The 19,660-nt window shown below is 60.1% G+C and carries 18 protein-coding genes; 15 read left to right on the plus strand and 3 right to left on the minus strand.

The window, feature by feature from the left end:
* Nucleotides 1-187: 187 nt before the first annotated feature.
* From rpsB to GPK39_RS07445, 10 genes are all read left to right on the plus strand, one after another.
* Nucleotides 188-916, plus strand: a complete 729-nt coding sequence (gene rpsB, locus GPK39_RS07400) for a 30S ribosomal protein S2 (RefSeq protein ID WP_006236109.1) — start codon at nucleotides 188-190, stop codon at nucleotides 914-916.
* Nucleotides 917-961: 45 nt separating this feature from the next.
* Nucleotides 962-1,831 (plus strand): translation elongation factor Ts, encoded by an 870-nt coding sequence (gene tsf / locus GPK39_RS07405; RefSeq protein WP_215674733.1) that lies wholly within the window; start codon nucleotides 962-964, stop codon nucleotides 1,829-1,831.
* A gap of 117 nt (nucleotides 1,832-1,948) precedes the next feature.
* Complete coding sequence (gene pyrH / locus GPK39_RS07410; protein WP_040359955.1) at nucleotides 1,949-2,671, plus strand: UMP kinase; 723 nt, start codon at nucleotides 1,949-1,951, stop codon at nucleotides 2,669-2,671.
* Nucleotides 2,672-2,673: 2 nt separating this feature from the next.
* Nucleotides 2,674-3,210 (plus strand): ribosome recycling factor, encoded by a 537-nt coding sequence (gene frr / locus GPK39_RS07415; protein ID WP_006236112.1) that lies wholly within the window; start codon nucleotides 2,674-2,676, stop codon nucleotides 3,208-3,210.
* 1 nt (nucleotide 3,211) lies between these two features.
* Entirely contained in the window at nucleotides 3,212-4,006 is a 795-nt protein-coding gene (locus GPK39_RS07420; RefSeq protein WP_215674734.1) for an undecaprenyl pyrophosphate synthase, read from the plus strand.
* A 2-nt stretch (nucleotides 4,007-4,008) separates the two neighbouring features.
* The gene (locus GPK39_RS07425) at nucleotides 4,009-4,908 is read left to right on the plus strand and encodes a phosphatidate cytidylyltransferase (protein WP_338404406.1); all 900 of its coding nucleotides are present in this window, start codon (nucleotides 4,009-4,011) and stop codon (nucleotides 4,906-4,908) included.
* Entirely contained in the window at nucleotides 4,908-6,095 is a 1,188-nt protein-coding gene (dxr, locus tag GPK39_RS07430; RefSeq protein WP_215674736.1) for a 1-deoxy-D-xylulose-5-phosphate reductoisomerase, read from the plus strand. Before GPK39_RS07425 ends, dxr begins: the two co-directional genes overlap by 1 nt.
* A gap of 25 nt (nucleotides 6,096-6,120) precedes the next feature.
* Nucleotides 6,121-7,482 (plus strand): M50 family metallopeptidase, encoded by a 1,362-nt coding sequence (locus tag GPK39_RS07435; protein WP_215674739.1) that lies wholly within the window; start codon nucleotides 6,121-6,123, stop codon nucleotides 7,480-7,482.
* Between the two features lie 13 nt (nucleotides 7,483-7,495).
* Nucleotides 7,496-8,578, plus strand: a complete 1,083-nt coding sequence (gene ispG / locus GPK39_RS07440; RefSeq protein ID WP_215674741.1) for a flavodoxin-dependent (E)-4-hydroxy-3-methylbut-2-enyl-diphosphate synthase — start codon at nucleotides 7,496-7,498, stop codon at nucleotides 8,576-8,578.
* Nucleotides 8,579-10,300, plus strand: coding sequence for a proline--tRNA ligase (locus GPK39_RS07445; protein ID WP_252204795.1), 1,722 nt, complete (start codon nucleotides 8,579-8,581; stop codon nucleotides 10,298-10,300).
* Between the two features lie 178 nt (nucleotides 10,301-10,478).
* On the opposite strand, the gene GPK39_RS07450 is transcribed toward GPK39_RS07445, so the two are convergent.
* Nucleotides 10,479-11,243: an aminoglycoside phosphotransferase family protein gene (locus GPK39_RS07450; protein ID WP_006236119.1), complete on the minus strand. Its 765-nt coding sequence runs from the start codon at nucleotides 11,241-11,243 to the stop codon at nucleotides 10,479-10,481.
* 88 nt (nucleotides 11,244-11,331) lie between these two features.
* A complete protein-coding gene (adhE, locus tag GPK39_RS07455) occupies nucleotides 11,332-13,980 on the minus strand; it encodes a bifunctional acetaldehyde-CoA/alcohol dehydrogenase (protein WP_117797767.1) in 2,649 nt (882 codons plus the stop codon).
* A 333-nt stretch (nucleotides 13,981-14,313) separates the two neighbouring features.
* Here adhE and GPK39_RS07460 point away from each other — a divergent pair, with 333 nt between their 5' ends.
* The gene (locus GPK39_RS07460; protein ID WP_215674743.1) at nucleotides 14,314-15,090 is read left to right on the plus strand and encodes a transposase; all 777 of its coding nucleotides are present in this window, start codon (nucleotides 14,314-14,316) and stop codon (nucleotides 15,088-15,090) included.
* 223 nt (nucleotides 15,091-15,313) lie between these two features.
* Here GPK39_RS07460 and rpmB read toward each other — a convergent pair whose 3' ends face one another.
* Nucleotides 15,314-15,502, minus strand: coding sequence for a 50S ribosomal protein L28 (rpmB, locus tag GPK39_RS07465; RefSeq protein WP_022094725.1), 189 nt, complete (start codon nucleotides 15,500-15,502; stop codon nucleotides 15,314-15,316).
* A 453-nt stretch (nucleotides 15,503-15,955) separates the two neighbouring features.
* Here rpmB and pyrR point away from each other — a divergent pair, with 453 nt between their 5' ends.
* From pyrR to GPK39_RS07485, 4 genes are all read left to right on the plus strand, one after another.
* Entirely contained in the window at nucleotides 15,956-16,540 is a 585-nt protein-coding gene (pyrR, locus tag GPK39_RS07470) for a bifunctional pyr operon transcriptional regulator/uracil phosphoribosyltransferase PyrR (RefSeq protein WP_006236123.1), read from the plus strand.
* A 4-nt stretch (nucleotides 16,541-16,544) separates the two neighbouring features.
* Complete coding sequence (locus GPK39_RS07475; protein ID WP_035138537.1) at nucleotides 16,545-17,489, plus strand: aspartate carbamoyltransferase catalytic subunit; 945 nt, start codon at nucleotides 16,545-16,547, stop codon at nucleotides 17,487-17,489.
* Nucleotides 17,473-18,762: a dihydroorotase gene (locus GPK39_RS07480; protein WP_215674745.1), complete on the plus strand. Its 1,290-nt coding sequence runs from the start codon at nucleotides 17,473-17,475 to the stop codon at nucleotides 18,760-18,762. Before GPK39_RS07475 ends, GPK39_RS07480 begins: the two co-directional genes overlap by 17 nt.
* 116 nt (nucleotides 18,763-18,878) lie before the next feature.
* Nucleotides 18,879-19,646, plus strand: coding sequence for a dihydroorotate dehydrogenase electron transfer subunit (locus GPK39_RS07485; protein WP_215674884.1), 768 nt, complete (start codon nucleotides 18,879-18,881; stop codon nucleotides 19,644-19,646).
* Nucleotides 19,647-19,660 lie beyond the last annotated feature (14 nt).

The following is a 19,660-nucleotide window of genomic DNA, read 5'->3' on the forward strand; positions in this document are numbered from 1 at the left end:
GTGGTTTTGATTGCGGGTTGGCAGGAAGAGGCATTCCTGCTATCATTCATCGGGTTGCTTCACGGCAACATGTTTTTATCACGCACGCGCGGCTACTTCATACCGTGGTGCCCGGGCTTTGGTAGCACATGTCCGGGTTGGTTTTGGAGGATGACCCCGCGCGGAGGCAAACCACAGGAGGTTTAACATGGCTACCAAGATTAATATCCGCACCCTGCTCGAGGCCGGCTGCCACTTCGGTCACCAGACCCGTCGCTGGAACCCCAAGATGAAGCCGTTCATCTTCGGTGAGCGCAACGGCATCTACATCCTCGACCTCAAGCAGACCATCCTCGACGCCGACCAGGCCTACACCTTCGTCAAGAACGTCGCCAAGGGTGGCAACGTGCTGTTCGTCGGCACCAAGAAGCAGGCTCAGGAGGCCGTCAAGAACGCTGCTGAGCGCGCCAACATGCCTTACATCAACCAGCGTTGGCTCGGCGGTATGCTGACCAACTTCGTCACCATCCGCTCCCGCATCAACCGCATGGAGGAGCTCGAGGCCATGGTCGAGGACGGCCGCATGGCTGTTCTGCCCAAGAAGGAGCAGGCTGTGCTCGGCAAGGAGCTCACCAAGCTCCAGACCAACCTCGGTGGCGCCCGCGACATGAAGGGTCTGCCCCAGGCTCTCTTCGTCATCGACACCAAGCGCGAGGAGAACGCCATCAAGGAGGCTCAGCGCCTGAACATCCCCGTCGTCGCCCTGATCGACACCAACTCCGATCCCGACGAGGTCGAGTACGGCATCCCCTGCAACGATGACGCTATCTCCGCTGTCACCCTTATGTGCGAGCTCATGGCTGACGCCTGCCTCGCTGGCTCCGGCAAGGAGCAGGTCTCCGAGGCCGAGATGGCCGCTGAGCCCAAGGCCGAGTAAATCAGTCTTAGTTAATTCTTTTTCATCTCTTTGAAAGGAACCACAATGGCCCAGATTACCGCCGCTATGGTCAAGCAACTCCGCGAGATGACCGACTCCCCGATGATGGAGTGCAAGAAGGCTCTCGTCGAGGCTGACGGCGACATGGACGCCGCTGTCGACGTTCTGCGTAAGAACGGCCTTGCCAAGGCTGCCAAGAAGGCTGGCCGTGAGACCAACGAGGGCGCTGTCGCCGCGTTCGTCTCCGAGGATGGCAAGACCGGCGCTCTGCTCGAGCTCTCCTGCGAGACCGACTTCGTTGGCTCCAACGCCAAGTTCACCGGCTTTGCTTCCAAGGTCGCTGAGGTTGTCGCTACCACCGAGCCTGCTGACGTCGACGCTCTGCTCGAGAAGCCGATGGGCGAGGAGACCGTTTCCTCCGAGCTCACCGAGATGATTCACATCATGGGCGAGAACATGAAGATCTCCCGCTTCGCTGCCCGCAAGGCTGAGAACGGCGCGCTCGCTTCTTACATCCACATGGGTGGTAAGATCGGCGTCCTCGTCGAGTTCGCTTTCGAGAAGACCGAGACCGCTCAGGCTGAGTCCTTCAAGACCTTCGCTCACGACGTTGCCCTTCAGGTTGCCGCCGTCGCCCCGATCTGCGCTACCCGCGATCAGGTTCCGGCCGAGACCGTCGAGCACGAGAAGCAGATCTACATGGCTCAGGCTGCCGAGTCCGGCAAGCCCGAGGCCATTCAGGAGAAGATGGCTGTCGGCCGTCTGGAGAAGTTCTACAAGCAGTCCGTGCTCACCGAGCAGGAGTTCATCAAGGACAGCTCCCTCACCATCAAGAAGTACGCTGAGCAGGTCTCCAAGGAGCTCGGCGACACCATTACCGTCGTTGCCTTTGACCGTCTGGTCCGTGGCGAGTAAATAAGCTCTTGTAGCTGGTAATGAGCAGGCTGTGGGTTTTACTCACAGCCTGCTTTTTCATGGCTCTTATCAGAGCCTTTGATATCATATTGAGAGTCTAATTAAAGGAGGATCGCTTTGTCCGACATCCGATATAAACGCGTGCTTCTTAAGCTTTCCGGCGAAGCACTGATGGGCGACGGCCAATATGGCATCGACCCCAAGGTTACCGACCATCTTGCCAAGCAGGTCAAGGAGCTGCTCGCCGTTGGCCATGAGGTCGGCGTCGTTGTCGGCGGCGGTAATATTTTCCGCGGCATGGCCGGCGCTGCCGGTGGCATGGAGCGTGCTCAGGCCGACTACATGGGCATGCTGGCAACCGTTATGAACGCGCTCGCCCTGCAGGATGCCTTCGAGCACAACGATGTTCCCTGCCGCGTTATGAGCGCTATCCAGATGAACGAGATCTGCGAGCCCTATATTCGCCGTCGCGCCATCAACCACCTTTCCAAGGGCAACGTCGTTATTTTTGCCGCCGGTTCGGGCAATCCGTACTTTACGACCGACACCGCCGCGGCTCTTCGTGCGTGCGAGATCGGCGCCGAGATTCTGATTAAAGCCACCAAGGTTGACGGCATCTACGACAAGGATCCCGTCAAGTGCGCCGATGCCGTCCGTTTTGACAAGATTACCTATCACGAGGTGCTCGTCCGCGGCCTGCAGGTTATGGATTCCACGGCTACGGCACTGTGCCAGGATAACCGTATGCCGATTTTGGTCCTCAACATCGATGGCGAGGACACCGTCAAGCGCGCGCTCGCGGGTGAGCCCGTCGGCACGCTCGTCTATCAGGAGGATTAAGCATGGCAGAGAACATCACCGCCCATATGGACAAGTCGCTCGAGTCCCTCAAGCATAACTTCTCCAAGGTCCGTACCGGCCGCGCCAATGCCAACATTCTGTCCGACATCACCGTTGATTATTACGGTGTTCCCACGCCGGTCACGCAGGTTGCCGCCGTCAAGACCCCCGAGGCCCACATGTTGCTCATCGAGCCGTGGGACAAGGCACTCATCAATGCTATCGTCAAGGCCATCGGCGCTTCCGATCTGGGTATTACCCCCAACTCCGATGGCACCGTCGTTCGTCTGCCGTTCCCGGCTCCCACCGAGGAGCGCCGTCGCGAGCTCGTCAAGGAGTGCCGCGAGTACGCCGAGCAGGCCAAGGTGTCTATCCGTAACATCCGTCGCGACTTCAACAACAAGCTCGAGCGCGATGAGGAGCTCACCGAGGACGATGTCCGTCGCGAGCAGGCCAAGGTCCAGAAGCACACCGATGAGTATGTCGCCAAGGTCGAGGAGCTTCTGAAGGAAAAAGAAGCCGAGGTCATGGAGATCTAAGGTGCAATACGACGAGCATAAACTGGTCGAGTACTTTGCCGACGCCCCTGCGGGCGTCGGTTTTTCCGACCTTGACCTCAATAACATTCCGCACCATATCTCGTGCATCATGGACGGCAACGGTCGTTGGGCTACGTCGCGCGGTCTTGCACGCACTGAGGGCCACAAGGCGGGCATCGTCTCGCTGCGCGAGATCATTACCGCCTGCGTGCGTCTGGGCGTCGACGTGCTTTCTGCCTATGCGTTTTCTACCGAAAACTGGAACCGCCCGCAGCATGAGGTCAACGTCTTGATGCATCTGTTTGCCAAGACGTTCATCGACGAGCTGCCGCTTCTGAAGCGTGAAAACGTGCGCGTTGTCTTTTTGGGTGACATTTCCGCGCTGCCCAAGAAGACCCGCGACGTTTTTGAACGCGGTCTTGCCGAGTGCGCCGATCACACCGGTATGACGCTGGCGCTTGCCGTCAACTACGGCGCGCGTGCCGAGATTACCCGCGCTGTCCGTCAGATTGCGCTCGATGCCGTCGCCGGCAAGATCGATCCTGCTGCTATCGACGATGATATGGTTGCCTCGCACCTCTATACCGCTGGACTTCCCGATCCGGAGCTTGTGATTCGCACCTCCGGTGAGCTGCGCCTTTCGAACTATCTGCTGTGGCAGGTGGCTTATTCCGAGTTCTACGTCACCGATACCTATTGGCCCGACTTTGATCGTTGGGGCCTTGTCGACGCCATTTTGGCCTATCAGGGCCGTGACCGTAGGTTTGGTGGACTGAGCAAGACCGAGGAGGCTTAATCGTGTCCGATCGTCCCAAGGCATCTGCTCCCAAGACACCTGCGCGCAAAGCTGCCACCGCGGGAGCGCCTGCAGCGAAGAGCGGCGCCGGTTCGTGGCTGGCGGGCTTTATTACCCGTGCCGCCGCCGGTATCGTCTACGCCGTTGTCTTTATCCTGTGCCTGGTTTTGGGTATCGTGCCCACGGCCATCTTTGTTGCCGTCATGAGCGGTCTGTGCTGCTATGAGTTTTTCCGTATGACAAGGCTTGATGGCAAGATGGCTAACGAGCGCATGGGTATCGCTGCCGCCGTACTCTTTCCGCTGTCGGCGTTGGGCGATTCGATGCTGCTGAATGCCCTGCTTTTTGCCCTGATGCTCGCTGTGGGCATTTGGTATGTCTGGTCGCCGCGTACCCGCATCTCTGATGTGGCCGTGACGCTCATGGGTCCCATCTACACTGGCTTTATGCTGTCGGCTATCGTGCTGCTGCGCGATGCCGTGCCCGGTTTTGCCGGCGCCCTGCTTTCGGTGGGCGTTTGTGCGTCCCTTTGGGTCTCCGATTCGTTTGCCTACATCGTGGGCAGCCGTATCGGCAAGCACAAGATGGTTCCCAAGATCTCTCCCAAAAAGAGCTGGGAGGGGTTTGTCGGCGGCATCCTGGGCTCGGTTTTGATTTGGCTCATTCTGTGGGCGACGCACTTCTACAAGCTCAGCCTGCCCTATGCGCTGCTGTGCGGCGTGGTCGTGTCCATTTTGGGCGTTATCGGCGACCTTATCGAGTCGCGCATCAAGCGTGGCGTGGGCGTCAAGGATTCCGGCAACCTTATCCCGGGCCATGGCGGCATGCTCGACCGTAGCGACTCGCTTATCTTTGGCTGCATTACCGCTCAGCTGCTTTTGATGATCGGAGGCGTGCTGTAATGTCATTCCAGACGACGTATGGCCCCGATGGACGCCTCCGTGTTGCCATCCTGGGTTGTACGGGCTCTATCGGCACCCAGGCACTCGATGTGTGCCGTCAGCATGCTGATCGCCTGCAGGTGACGGCGCTGTCCGTTAATTCCAGCACCTCTGAGCTCGTTGCCGCTGCCCGCGAGTTCTCGGTTCCGGCGGTTGCCGTGGCCGATGTCGCTCACGGCGATGACGCCGTGCTGCAGGAGTTGCCCGAGGGAACGAAGCTCGGCGTTGGCGCGCAGGCGGTTTGCGAGCTCGCGCGTCGCGACGATGTCGACTGCGTGCTCGTTGCTATTGTGGGCGCCGCCGGTCTCGAGGCGAGCCATGCGGCCTTGACCTCTAATAAGCGCCTTGCCCTTGCCAACAAGGAGTCCCTCGTCGTCGGTGGCGACTTGCTTATGCCGTTGGCACAACCGGGCCAGCTTATTCCAGTCGACTCTGAGCACTCCGCCATCTACCAGTGCTATCTGGGGGAGGACCCGCGCGAGGCTCATTGTATTTGGCTTACCTGCTCGGGCGGTCCGTTCTTTGGCCGCACGCGCGACGAGCTCAATCGCGTGACGCGTGCCGATGCCCTCGCACATCCCACGTGGGCCATGGGTGCCAAGATCACCATCGACTCCGCCACCCTCATGAACAAGGGCCTGGAGCGCATTGAGGCCATGCATCTGTTTAACTGCGACCTCGATTTCATTAACGTGGTCGTGCAGCGTCAGTCCAAGATTCACTCTATGGTCGAGTTTGCCGACGGCTCCGTGATGGCGCATCTCGGTGCTTCCGACATGCGTATTCCCATCCAGTTCGCGTTCTCATATCCCGAGCGTTGGCATACCCCGGCGCCTCGTATCGATTTCCGTGAGCTGGGGCAGCTCACGTTTGATGCTGCCGACATGGATACCTTCCGCTGCCTGGCACTGGCCGAGCGTGCCGGCAAGACGGGTGGCACCATGCCGTGCGTCCTCAATGCCGCCAATGAGGTCGCCGTCGATGCCTTCCTACACGATGGCTGTAGCTTTACCGATATCGATCGCATTGTGGAATCCTGCATGGATGCCCACGATATGCAGGCGGTCGATTCGTTTGAGCAGCTTCGCGACATCGATGCGTGGGCGCGTGAAAAGGCTGCGCAGGTGCTCGGCGCAACCCGTTCCTAACCCATAAGGATTGCTTTTTCGTTTTATGGATACTGTTCTGAGCGTTCTCTCATCGGTCTTTTGGGGCCTGTTGATGCTTTCCGTCCTCGTGTTTTTGCATGAGGGCGGCCACTTTTTGGCGGCACGTGCCTGCGGCGTCCGTGTGACCGAGTTCTTTTTGGGCCTGCCGTGCCGCTTTGACATCCATTACACGTCGCGTCGCATTGGAACCAAGTTTGGCGTGACCCCGCTGCTGCTGGGTGGCTACGCTGCCATCTGCGGTATGGATCCGACCGATGTCTCGTGCGCTGATCGCGTGCTCGCGGCTATCTACCGTCATGGTCGTGTGACCGTGGTCGACCTTGCCGCCGAGCTCGTGCTTTCCGAGGAGGATGTGCTCGAGGCTTGTGCCTTGCTCTTGGGTTGGGGCTCCATCGCGCCCTGGTATGAGGAAGGGGAGAAGCCCTCGCCGAGCTACTATCCCACCAAGTATCAGACGCTGCCGCGAGACGCGGCGGGTTACACCACCTTTGACGGCCGCCGTTTCGATCGCGAACATTCAACTGCCGAGGGCGATGTGTGGGAGCTGCCGTGCGGCGAGGCCGAGTTCCTTGCGCAAGAACGCTCGCACACCTATCTTGGCCAGGGCTTTCTCAAGCGCGCCTTTATGCTGCTCGCGGGCATTATTGTCAATATCTTGACGGGCTTTTTGCTCCTTATGAGTATCTATTCCATTGCGGGTGTCACCGTGCCGATGGATACCAACGTGATCGGTCAGGTTGACGAGGGGTCTATTGCCGCCAAGGCGGGTATCGAGGGCGGCGACGCGATCCTTTCGGTTGACGGAGTATCGTGCTCTACCTGGATGGACGTTTACGATGCCATCGGCAAGGCCGCCGGTAAGGACGATATCGCCATCGAGTACGAGCGTGACGGCAAGCAGCATTCGACCACGGTTGCGCTCAAAGAGGACGAGCGCCTAGGTGTGTATGCCTCTACGCAGGTGGTCCGTTTAGACCCCATCACGTCGGCTCGCCTGTCGTTCTCCTATGTCGTGCAGACAGCGGAGGGCGTGATGCGCCTGCTCCAGCCGCAGCATACGATGGAGATTCTCGACCAGTCCTCCTCGATCGTGGGCATTAGCGTTATGTCCTCACAGGCTGCTGCTGCCGGCCCTGCCACGTTCCTTTCGTTTGCCGCCCTCATTTCGTTCTCGCTTGGCTTTATGAACCTGCTGCCCATCCCACCACTCGATGGCGGCAAGCTGGTCATCGAGATCATTCAAAAGATTGCGGGCCGCGAGCTTCCGCTCAAGGTCCAGACGATTGTGAGCTATGTGGGCATCGCGCTCTTTGCGTTGCTGTTTGTCTATATGCTTCGTTCCGACATCCTTCGATTTATTCTGTAGGGGAGTGTTTGGATTGTCTTTATCCCATCCTTTGCCGCGCGAGTTGACGCGCCCCGTGCATGTGGGCGGTGTACAGATCGGTGGCGGCGCGCCGGTGGTGGTTCAGTCTATGACCTGCACCGATACCGCTGATGTCCAGGCAACGCTTGCGCAGGTTCGCGCGTTGGCGCAGGCTGGCTGCGATATCGTGCGTGTGAGCGTGCCCACCGAGGCCGCGCTTGAGGGTTTCCGCACCATCTGTGCCGAGTCTCCGGTGCCAATCGTTGCCGATATCCACTTTAACCATAAGCTCGCCATTGGTGCCGTTGAGGCCGGTGCTGCCAAGCTGCGCATCAATCCCGGCAACATTGGCGATTGGGCCAAGGTCGATGCCGTGATCGATGCCGCGGGCGCCGCTGGGTGCGCGATTCGCATTGGCGTGAACGCGGGCTCGCTTGAGCAGGATATCGCCGAGCGCGAAGACCTCACGCAGCCCGAAAAGCTCGTGATGTCGAGCGAGCGTTTCGTCAAGCATTTTGAAGACCGCGGCTTTACGAACATTGTGCTTTCGGCCAAGGCTCATAGCGTGCAAACGACGCTCGATACCTATCGAGCCCTGTCGCGTGAGATTCCCCACGTTCCGCTTCACCTGGGCGTGACGGAGGCGGGGACCAAGCTCCAGGGCACCATCAAGAGCTCTGTAGGCTTGGGTATCTTGCTTTCCGAAGGCATTGGCGACACCATGCGTGTGTCGCTCACAGCCGATCCGGTTGAGGAGCCGCCGGTTGCCTGGGGTATTCTGCAGTCGTTGGGCCTGCGTCGCCGTGGCCCCGAGATTGTCTCGTGCCCCACGTGCGCCCGCTGCCAGGTTAACCTTATTCCCATCGCCGAGGAGGTCACCGATCGGCTTAAGAACTACTCCGCGCCGCTTTCGATTGCTGTGATGGGATGTGCCGTTAATGGCCCCGGCGAGGCTTCTGATGCCGACCTGGGCGTTGCTTGCGGACGTGGTCAGGCCTTGCTCTTTTCGCATGGCCAGATCATTGGTAAAGTAGCTGAGGACCAAATTGTCGACGCGCTTATGGCAGAGGTCGACAAGCTTATTGAGGAGAAGTAAATGACTCGAGCAATGTATATGTCTAAGCTCTATGCGCCGACGCTTAAAGAGGATCCGGCGGACGCTGAGCTCGCCAGCCACCGCCTGCTGCTCCGTGCTGGCATGATCCGCAAGGAGGCCGCCGGTCTGTATTCCTACCTGCCGCTTGCTTGGCGCTCGATCCGCAAGATCGAGAACATCGTGCGCGACGAGATGGACGCCGCCGGCGCCCAGGAGCTTATGATGCCTATCATGGTCGACGCTGAGTTGTGGCGCGAGTCCGGCCGCATCGACGCCTATGGTAAGGAGCTCGTGCGCTTTGACGACCGTCATGGTCGCGAGTTCGTCCTGGGCCCCACGCACGAGGAGACCGTCACGGCCCTGGTGCGCAACGAGCTGCGCTCCTACAAACAGCTGCCCGTCAACCTGTACCACATCCAGGATAAGTTCCGCGACGAGTTCCGTCCCCGCTTTGGCCTGATGCGCGGCCGCGAGTTCATCATGAAGGACGCCTACAGCTTCTCCGCCACGCAGGAGAGCCTGCAGGAGGAGTACGACAAGATGAAGCAGGCGTACGCCAACATTTGCGAGCGCTGCTACATCAAGGCCCTGCCCGTTGTCGCCGACTCCGGCGAGATCGGCGGCGACACTTCCGTCGAGTACATGGCTCTGGCCGACGCCGGCGAGGCTTCGCTGGTCTACTGCGACGATTGTGGCTTTGCTGCCGATGACGAGGCTGCAAGCACCAAGGTCGTTGTGACCGAGGGCCCCGGCGATGGTACGCTTACCAAGGTTGAGACTCCGGGTATGGGCACCATCGAGGCCGTTGCAAAGTTCTTCGGCTTCCCCGAGAACGGCACGCGCAAGTCTCTGGCACTCATCGACGCCGAGGGCAAGCCCGTCGTGGCCATTGTTCCGGGCGACCACGAGCTCAACGATTGCAAGGCCGAGCACGTCTTTGGCAAGGGCTATCGCATGATGACCGATGAGGAGCTCCAGACCTACGGTCTGCATAAGGGCTTTATCGGACCGGTTAACCTGCCCGAGGGCATTCGTCTGGTGTGTGACGAGAGCCTGCGCGAGTCCAAGCAGTGGGCCTGCGGTGCCAACGAGGTCGATTATCACTTTACCGGTGCCTGCCCCGAGCGCGACTTTACCGTCGACGAGTGGGCCGACCTGGTAACCGTCGTTGCCGGCGATCCCTGCCCGCACTGCGGAAAGCCCCTCTCCGCTGCCCGCGGCATCGAGGTCTCCCAGGTCTTCCAGCTGGGCACCAAGTATTCCGAGGCCATGGGTGCCACCTTTATGGATGAGGACGGCAAGGAGAAGCCGCTCATCATGGGTTGTTACGGCGTGGGCGTGTCCCGTTCGCTTGCTGCCGTCGTGGAGCAGCACAACGACGAGCACGGTATCGTCTGGCCGGTCTCCGTTGCCCCGTACGAGGTCGCGGTGATTCCGCTTGATCCCAAGAAGGAAGAGTGCGCTACCGTCTGCGAGCAGATCGTTGATGGCCTGTGTGCCGAGGGTATCGAGGTCGTCGTCGACGATCGCGATGAGCATCCGGGATTTAAGTTTGCCGATAACGACCTCATGGGTTTCCCGTATCAGGTCGTTCTGGGTAAGCGTGGCCTTAAGAATGGTACTGTGGAGCTCAAGGACCGTGCCACGGGTGAGCGCGAGGATGTGGCGATCGACGAGGTCGTCGCCAAGGTCGCCGAGCTTGTGAAGGCAGCACGCCGTTAATCGACGATTTCGCTTGTAGTTCGATATACGGGACGGCCCCGCATTTCTCCAGATCGGGGAGATGCGGGGCCGTCCTTTTATCTTGTGGCATCCTCGATATCTAAAAGGAAAACCCCACAGCCCATGCGAGCTACGGGGTTTTCCTTGTGCCTCCGATGCGAAATAAATCGCTCAGATATTACTGATAATCGACGACGTCGATCCAGTTCTTCAAGAACTCATCGTTCACGTTGCGCTTACGAGCGAGCTCGGAAGCGGCGACGATGCTCGTCCACTGACGCACGACCTGCATGGGCATGTCGGCGCGGTCGCAGTAGAGCTCCAGGTAGGCCTCGGCCTGATCCTTGCTGTTGAGCGCGAAGAGCAGGTAGGTGGTGGCAACGTCGGCAGCAGGGGAGCCCTGGGTGGCGTGTGCCCAGTCGCACACATAGAGCTGCCCGTCGTCGCCGACGATGACGTTGGAGGGGTTGAAGTCGCCGTGGCAGACCTTGAACTCCTTTGTCATGCCGTCCAGACGCTCCTGAAGGTTATAGCGCGTGGTGGCATTGAGCTGATCAAGGCTGTCGATCATGCGGGCGAACTTGTCGCGCTGACGGTTGAGCAGCGGGGAGGTGTAGCCGTGGATCTCGATCTGGAGGTCGACGAACATCTCGAGGTACTCACCAAAGCGCTGGGGCTCGGCAGTCATCTTCTCGGCAAGGGTGGTGCCCGGAACCTTCTCGGTCACGAGCGCCCAGCCGTTGGCGTTCTCGAGCTGGGAAACCTCGAGAGCCTTGGGGCTGCGGATGCCGCACTCATTGATGCGGGCAAGATTCAAAGCCTCGTTGAACACGTCGGAGACAGGCTTGGTCTCGTTAAAGACCTTGACGATCTTGTCGCCCAGGTCGTAAACGACCTTGTTGCCACGGCGGACGAGCTCGGTCTTGGAATCGGGTAGCAGCATGGTTGCATCCTTTCAACGATGCGATAGAAGCGACGGCGGGGGTGTGTGAAACACCCGTGCACCCCCGCCGTTAAAAACCGTGCTAAAACTAGCAGACGGCGTAGTCCTGAGGCTCGCGGCCGTAGTAGGCGTCCAGGTAGAGCTCCTTGATCTCGCTCATGAGCGGGTAGCGCGGGTTGGCGCCGGTGCACTGGTCGTTGAATGCCTGCTCGGTCATCTCGTCGAGGGTGTCGAGGAAGTACTGCTCGTCAACACCGTAGTCGGCGATGGTCTTCTTGACGCCGATGAAGTCCTTGAGCTCTTCGAGCTTTGTGATGAAGTTCTCGAAGACCTCCTTGTCGTCCTTGCCCTCGATGCCGCAGTACTTGGCCATCTCGGCGTAGTTGTGCAGCGCGTTGGGGTAAGGATACTGGGAGAAGGTACCCATCTTGACGGGAGCCTCGGCGGCGTTGTAACGCATGACGCGGGTCAGGATGACGGCGTTTGCGAGGCCGTGGGGCAGGTGATGGAAGGCGCCGAGCTTGTGGGCCATGGAGTGGTTGAGGCCCAGGAAGGCGTTGGCGAAGGCCATACCGGCCATGCAAGAGGCGTTGTGCATCTCCTCGCGGGCATGCGGGTCCTTGGCGCCGTTCGTGAAGCTGGAGGGCAGGTTCTCGAAGACGAGCTTAGCAGCGCGCTCGGAGAGGCCCTTGGTGTAGTCGGAAGCCATGATGGAGACGTAGGACTCGATGGCGTGGGTCATGACGTCGATGCCGGAGGCAGCGGTCAGGCCGCGCGGGGCGGTCATGCAGTTGTCGGCGTCGACGATAGCCATGTTGGGGAGCAGCGCGTAGTCGGCGAGCGGCCACTTGATGCCGGTCTCCTTGTCGGTGATGATGGCGAACGGCGTGCACTCGGAGCCGGTACCCGAAGAGGTCGGAACGGCGACGAAGTAGGCCTTCTTGCCCATCTCGGGGAAGGTGAAGATACGCTTGCGGATGTCCATGAAGTCCATGGCCATGTCCTCAAACTTGCACTCGGGGTGCTCGTACATCATCCACATGATCTTGCCGGCGTCCATAGCGGAGCCACCGCCGACGGCGATGATGACGTCCGGCTCAAAGAGAGCCATCTGCTTGGCGCCGCGACGTGCGCACTGCAGCGACGGATCGGGCTCGACGTCGTAGAAGCAGTCGTGGGCGATGCCCATCTCGTCGAGCTTGGCCTCGATGGCGCGGGTGTTGCCATTCTTGAAGAGGAACTGGTCGGTGACGATGAAGGCACGCTTCTTGCCCATGACGTTGCCCAGCTCGTCGAGGGCGACGGGCGTGGAACCCTTCTTGAAGTAGACCTTCTCGGGAGCGCGGAACCACAGCATGTTCTCACGGCGCTCGGCCACAGTCTTAACGTTGATCAAGTGCTTCACCCCAACGTTCTCGGAGACGGAGTTGCCGCCCCAGGAGCCGCAGCCCAGGGTCAGAGACGGCTTCATGCCAAAGTTGTACAGGTCACCGATGCCACCGTGCGAGGACGGGGTGTTGATGACGATACGGCAGGCCTTCATGACGTGCTCGAACAGGCTGATCTTCTCGGCCTGGGCGGGGTGCACGTACAGAGAGGCGGTGTGGCCCGGGCCACCGGCGAGCACCAGGTGCTCGGCCTTGTCGACGGCCTCCTGGAAGTCCTTGGCGTGGTACATGGCCAGGACCGGGGAGAGCTTCTCGTGGGAGAACTCCTCCTTGGCGGGGTCGGTGGAGGTGACCTCGGCGATCAGGATCTTGGTCTTGGCGGGAACCTCGATGCCGGCGAGCTCGGCGATCTTGGCGGCAGCCATGCCGGGGATGCGGTGATCGAGGGCGCCGTTCTTGAACATGGCGGCACGCAGGGCCTCCATCTCGGCACCCTGCTTGACGAAGTAGCAGCCGCGCTTCTGGAACTCGGCCTTGACCTGGTCATAGATGGTGTCGATGACGGTCACGGACTGCTCGGAAGCGCAGATCATGCCGTTGTCGAAGGTCTTAGAGTGGATGATGGAGTTGACGGCGAGCAGCACGTCGGCGGTGTCATCGATGACGACCGGGGTGTTACCGGCGCCAACGCCCAGGGCGGGCTTGCCCGAGGAGTAGGCGGCCTTGACCATGCCCGGGCCACCGGTGGCGAGGATGATGTCGACGTCGCGCATGACCATGTTGGTCAGCTCGATGGAGGGGACATCGACCCAGCCGATGATGCCCTCGGGCGCGCCGGCCTTTACGGCGGCGTCAAGCACGAGCTTGGCGGCGGCGATGGTGCACTTGGCGGCAGCCGGGTGCGGGGAGATGATGATGGCGTTGCGGGTCTTCAGGCTGATCAGCGTCTTGAAGATCGCGGTGGAGGTGGGGTTGGTCGTCGGGATGACGGCGCCCACGATGCCGATGGGCTCGGCGATCTTGGTGATGCCGTAAGCCTCGTCGCGCTCCAGAACGCCACAGGTCTTGGTGTTCTTGTAAGCGTTGTAGATGTACTCTGCGGCGTAGTGGTTCTTGATGACCTTGTCCTCAAGAACGCCGCGGCCGGTCTCCTCGATGGCCATCTTCGCCAACGGGATACGAGCCTTGTTGGCGGCCATGGCGGCCTCATAGAAGATCTTGTCGACCTGCTCCTGCGTGTACGTAGCAAAAAGCGCCTGGGCCTCTCGCATCTGAGCGAGCTTAGCCTCAAGCGCCTCTACGTTGTCCACAATTGCGGGAGTAGTGTTTTCCGGTGACTTTTTCACCATTTGTGTCTCCTTGCGATCGGAGATTTACCCTACGCCTTGCATGATAGCAAGAAATAATTCGGTGAACGGTCAGATTCCTCTAAAAGGCACACTAAAACGCTTCAACTAAATGAAGCGATTCAACTAAAACCATACGCCTGTTGCATCACCCTGCTCATTGGGGACAGGCTTACATGAGCGCTTTCACTCATTGGGGACAGACATTGTTTTGCCATTTTGCCGTTCTGGGCCTGTTTTTGCCGCTCATTGGATATAAATAAGTCACAGGCTCAGCATTTCGCGTTCCTTCTCTCCTTTTAGGTGTTGCCTGTTCAGTTTTTGAAAGGAGAGATTATGCCTCGATGCGCCCGCGCTGTTTCGCTCACCGGCTATTACCACGTCTTTGACCGCGGCAACTCCAAACAGATTATTTTTGAAGATGACTCTGACCGATATCGTTTCTTATCGGACATTTCGGACAGGTTTGCGCACCATAAAGTGGTGGTGTTGGCTTGGTGCCTTATGGACAATCACTTCCATTTGATGGTTGATGACCCATTTGACAATCTTTCAAAGGCAATGCAGTGTGCGCTGACGGCATATGCTAAGTATTTCAACGGGAAAACGGGAAGAACGGGGCATCTGTTTGATAATCGCTATTCGCGGGTCGCGGTTGAGTCGGACTCGCAGGCGGTGCAGCTACTCGATTATATCCATCTCAATCCTGTGAAGGGTGCAATTGGCTCACTCGAAGCATACCGCTGGTCAAGCTTTAGGGCATATCAGCTGGGCTACGATCCCTTTGACATCTGTGATGCGGCCCCCATGCTCGATATTGTCGGAGGCTCCCGTTGCTATTGCGAGCATCTCGAGGAAGTTGCCGGGCGCATCTGGCCAGTGGAGGTTCTTCCACGCCGGCGGATCCCCGATGAGGATGCCCTTACCGTCGCGCGCGAAGTTCTGCCGAGCGTAGACCCCTCGCTTCTTAAGGCCCTGCCGCGCCCCGATCGCGATGCCTGTCTGCTGAGGCTCAGGCGGGCACATCTCACGGTCAAGCAAATTGCCCGTATCACCGGCATTGGCGCTACAAGCGTGACCAAGGCCACTGTAGGCTGGAGGGAGGCTGCGTGAGGTAGGGGCCGAACCGCTGCCGGTATGCGTCATGTCTGTCCCAAATGCGCGAAAGCACTCATGTAAACCTGTCCCCAATGAGTGCCCTAAGCTTGTCCCCAATGAGTGAGTGCAATGAGTGCAAAAAGGCGCCCTCCGTAGGGGAGGGCGCCTTTGGTAAGTTCTATGTGAACGCGAGGTCTTTGACCCGGAGAGTCCGAGGTACTTGTTGGTAAGACCTTATTTAGGAGCGCGCAACCTTGCCGGACTTGAGGCAGGTGGAGCAAACGTTCATCTTGCGACGGTGACCATCGACGACGACGTAGACGCGCTGGATGTTGGGGCGGAACTTACGGTTGGTGACGCGGTGAGAGTGGCTGATGGAGCGACCGGCAACGGGGTGCTTACCGCAAACTTCGCAAACTTTGGACATAACTGACCCTCCTTGGGCGACAAACGAACATGTCGCGTTAACAAACAAGCCTGAACTATAGCACAGAAGCAGCTCCCTGTGCGTAATCTACACAGAGATATTCCTCTTTTGGCGATAGTGCCCACGCCACGGCCCTGGACGTAGATCCGATTTGCGTGCAGCAGAGGGGATTATGCCAGCTCGTGCGTATGTTTTCAAGCTCGTCCCACAAATATATATAGGTTTATGGAGCATTGGGCTCCGTTTGCGGATTGCTCTGTATTTATGCTCGCAATTAAGCTCGAGGTTGGCTACACTATCCCTTGACCATTAAAGGGGTACGAGATACCCACATGGAATTACATAGCTGCCATGCGAGCAGCCTTTCCTGTGGGTGTCTGGTCCGCTTTAAGCGGTCGGGCATCTATTTTTTTTGACTGTGTCAGCAGTCAAGACATGTGAGGAAGGAGATCGATGGGCACGACTTCCCCCAAGGCGGTCATCATGGACGAGACCGCCGTCAATCGAGCGATGACCCGCATCGCGCACGAGATTCTCGAGCGCAACGAGGGCTGTGAAGACCTCGCTCTGGTAGGCATCGTCACGCGCGGCGACCTTCTGGCAAAGAAGCTCGCCGAGGAGATCAAGGAGATCGAGGGCGTCGACGTTCCGCTCGGCAGCCTCGACATCAGCTTCTACCGCGACGACTACGCTACCAATTTCGCTCCCGCGATCCACGCCACCAACATTCCCTTTAGCGTCGACGGCAAACGCGTCGTGCTGGTGGACGACATCCTGTATACGGGCCGTACCATTCGCGCCGCTCTCGACGCCGTCATGGACCTGGGCCGTCCGAGCCGCATCGAGCTTGCAGTCCTCGTTGACCGCGGCCACCGCGAGCTCCCCATCTCGCCGGACTTTGTCGGCAAGAACGTTCCCTCGTCGCACGAGGAGAACGTGCACCTATATATGAAGGAAGTCGACGGCCACACCGCCGTCGAGATTAACGACGTCGCGCCGGGTTCCCACGTGGGCTCCGCGCCGCTGGGAGGTGAGTAGTACCGTGGCGTTCAACCATAAGCACCTGATCGACATTACCGAGTACTCCGAAGAGGACATCAAGCTCATCCTCGAGACCGCCAAGGCGTTCTCCGAGGTCAACGAGCGTGCGATCAAGAAGGTCCCCACGCTCAAGGGTAAGACCATCGTCAACATGTTCAACGAGCCCTCGACGCGCACCCGTAGCTCCTTCGAGCTCGCCGAGAAGCGTCTTTCGGCCGACAGCCTCAACTTTGGCGGCTCCTCGACCTCCACGGTCAAGGGCGAGAGCCTCGTCGACACCGTCGAGACCCTCAATGCCTACAAGATCGACTGCATCGTCGTGCGCGACAAGCACGCCGGTGCTCCCTACATTGTCACGCAGAACTCGCCCGCGAGTGTCATCTGTGCTGGCGACGGCAAGCACAACCACCCCACGCAGGCCCTGCTCGACCTGTACACCATCTGGGAGCACAAGGGCGACTTCCACGGTCTGAAGGTCGCCGTCGTCGGCGATATCGCGCACTCCCGCGTCTGCGGCTCGCTGATCCCCGCCCTTAAGATCATGGGCTGTGAGACCTACGCCGTCGCCCCCGGCACGCTGCTACCGCCGGCGCCCGAGGTCCTGGGCTGCGACCACGTGACGAGCGACCTCGATTCCGTCCTGCCCGAGCTGGACGTCGTCTACATGCTGCGCGTGCAGCAGGAGCGCCTCGAGGGTGCTCCGTTCCCGACCATTCGCGAGTACCACAAGCTCTTCGGTCTGACCAAGGACCGCGAGAAGCTCATGAAGCCCGACGCGATTATCTGCCACCCGGGCCCCATCAACCGCGGCGTCGAGTTCGATTCCTATATGGCCGACCACCCGCAACGCTCCGTCATCCTGGAGCAGGTCTACGCCGGTATCTGCGTGCGTATGGCTATCCTGTATCTGCTGCTTGGAGGTGCCGATAATGGCCTTGCTTCTTAAGAATGCCCACGTCGTCGACCCGTCCGTCGAGCTTGACGGTGTCGTTGACGTCCTGATTGACGGCGACAAGATCGCCGAGGTCGGCGAGAATCTCGCCGTCGAGGGAGCCGAGGTCCGCGACCTTTCCGGCAAGTACCTCGTCCCCGGCCTGGTGGATATGCACGTTCACCTTCGCGAGCCCGGCTACGAGGTCAAAGAGGACATCGAGAGCGGTACCCGCGCAGCTGCCAAGGGCGGCTTTACCGGCGTGTGCTCCATGCCCAACACCGATCCCGTCACCGATAACGGTACCGTCGTGGAGTTCGTAAAGTCCCGTGCTGCCGAGGTCGGTCACTGCCGCGTCTATCCGTCGGGCGCCATGACCAGCGGTCTTAAGGGCGAGGCCATGTCCGAGATGGGCGATATGGTCGCCCACGGCGCCGTCGCCTTCACCGACGACGGTCGCGGCGTGCAGGGCGCGGGCATGCTCCGTCGTTGCATGGACTACGGCAAGATGTTCGGCAAGGTCTTTATGAGCCACTGCCAGGACGAGGACTTGGTCGGCCACGGCCAGATCAACGAGGGCAAGGTCTCGACCCGTCTGGCCCTCGAGGGCTGGCCGGCTGCCGGCGAGGAGCTCCAGATCGCCCGCGACATCGAGATCGCCAAGCTGACCGGTGCCAAGCTGCACATCCAGCACATCTCCACCGCCCATGGCCTGGAGATCGTGCGTGCCGGTAAGGCCGCTGGCGTTCAGGTTACCTGCGAGGCTACCCCGCATCACATGTTCCTGACCGAGAACGACCTGGACGAGACCTACAACACCTCGCTCAAGGTCAATCCGCCGCTGCGCACCGACGAGGACGCCGAGGCTATCCGTCAGGGTGTCATCGACGGTACCGTCGACGTTATCGTCACCGATCACGCTCCCCACACCCCGTGGGAGAAGGCCCGCGAGTTCGAGCTTGCGCCCTTTGGCATGATCGGCCTTGAGACCTCGCTGGCGCTTGTGCTCACCGAGCTGGTCAACACGGGTAAGATGAGCATGGCTCGCATGGTCGAGCTCATGGCCATCAAGCCGCGTGAGATCCTGGGCCTCGACCAGGTTCAGGTCAAGGCGGGCTCTGTCGCCGACCTGACCGTGTTCGACCCCTCCGCAACCTGGACGGTCGGCGAGGACGGTTACGAGTCGCGCGCCGAGAACTCCGGTTTTGCCGGCCGCACGCTCACTGGTCGTGCCACCGATGTATTTGTCGGCGGTAAACAGACGCTTGCCGACGGCTGCATCTGCTAGCATAGCCTTATCGCTTTTGTGCGCGGCGCCCTTGCGGTGCCGCGCTTTCTGTTCGTTTGGACCATGCAACCGCATGGGGGATTGGAGCGTCTATGCCCACACCTTCCACTGCACGCATGCACGACTTCGAGGTCGTCTCGAACCGGGAGATCGCCGACGGCATCTTCTCGCTCGTCATCTCGGCCCCCAAGCTTGCAAGTGCGCTCAAGCCCGGTCAGTTTGTGAACATCGCCGTGCCCGGTGATGCGTCCTCGCTGCTTCGTGTGCCCCTGAGCTACTACCGCGCCGACGCCGAGGCCGGCACCGTCGAGTTGTGGTACGCCGTCGTGGGCGACGATACCCGTCGTTTGTCCCAGATGGGACCTGGCTCCACCTCTAACCTGCTGGGCCCCGGTGGCCGCGGCTGGATTGTACCCGAGGGCACCAGGAAGGCCCTGCTTGTCGCCGGTGGCATCGGCGTTCCGCCTGTCCTCTGCCTGGCCGGTAAGCTTGCCGAGCAGGGTGTGGCCGTCGACGTGTGCTTGGGCTTTGGCACCGCGTCCAAGGCCGTGGGCATCGATGAGTTCCGCGCGCTGGGCGCCACGGTTAACGTGTGCACCGACGACGGTACGCTGGGTACGCACGGTTTTTGCACCGACCCGGCAGCCGAGCTGCTCGGCGAGGGCGGCTACGACTACGTCGCCAGCTGCGGTCCCGCCGTCATGATGAAGAAAGTCGCCGCCGCTGCCGCTGAGGCCGGTGTGTACTGCGAGGTGTCGCTCGAGCGCATGATGAGCTGTGGCTTTGGCGCCTGCAACACCTGCAATGTCGAGACGGTCGACGGTATGAAGGGTGCTTGCATGTGCGGCCCCGTGTTCGATGCTTCCAAGGTGGTGGTCTTCTAGTGGGTACCGTGAAC

It is taken from the genome of Collinsella aerofaciens, from assembly GCF_018785245.1.
GTDB lineage: Bacteria > Actinomycetota > Coriobacteriia > Coriobacteriales > Coriobacteriaceae > Collinsella > Collinsella aerofaciens_AD.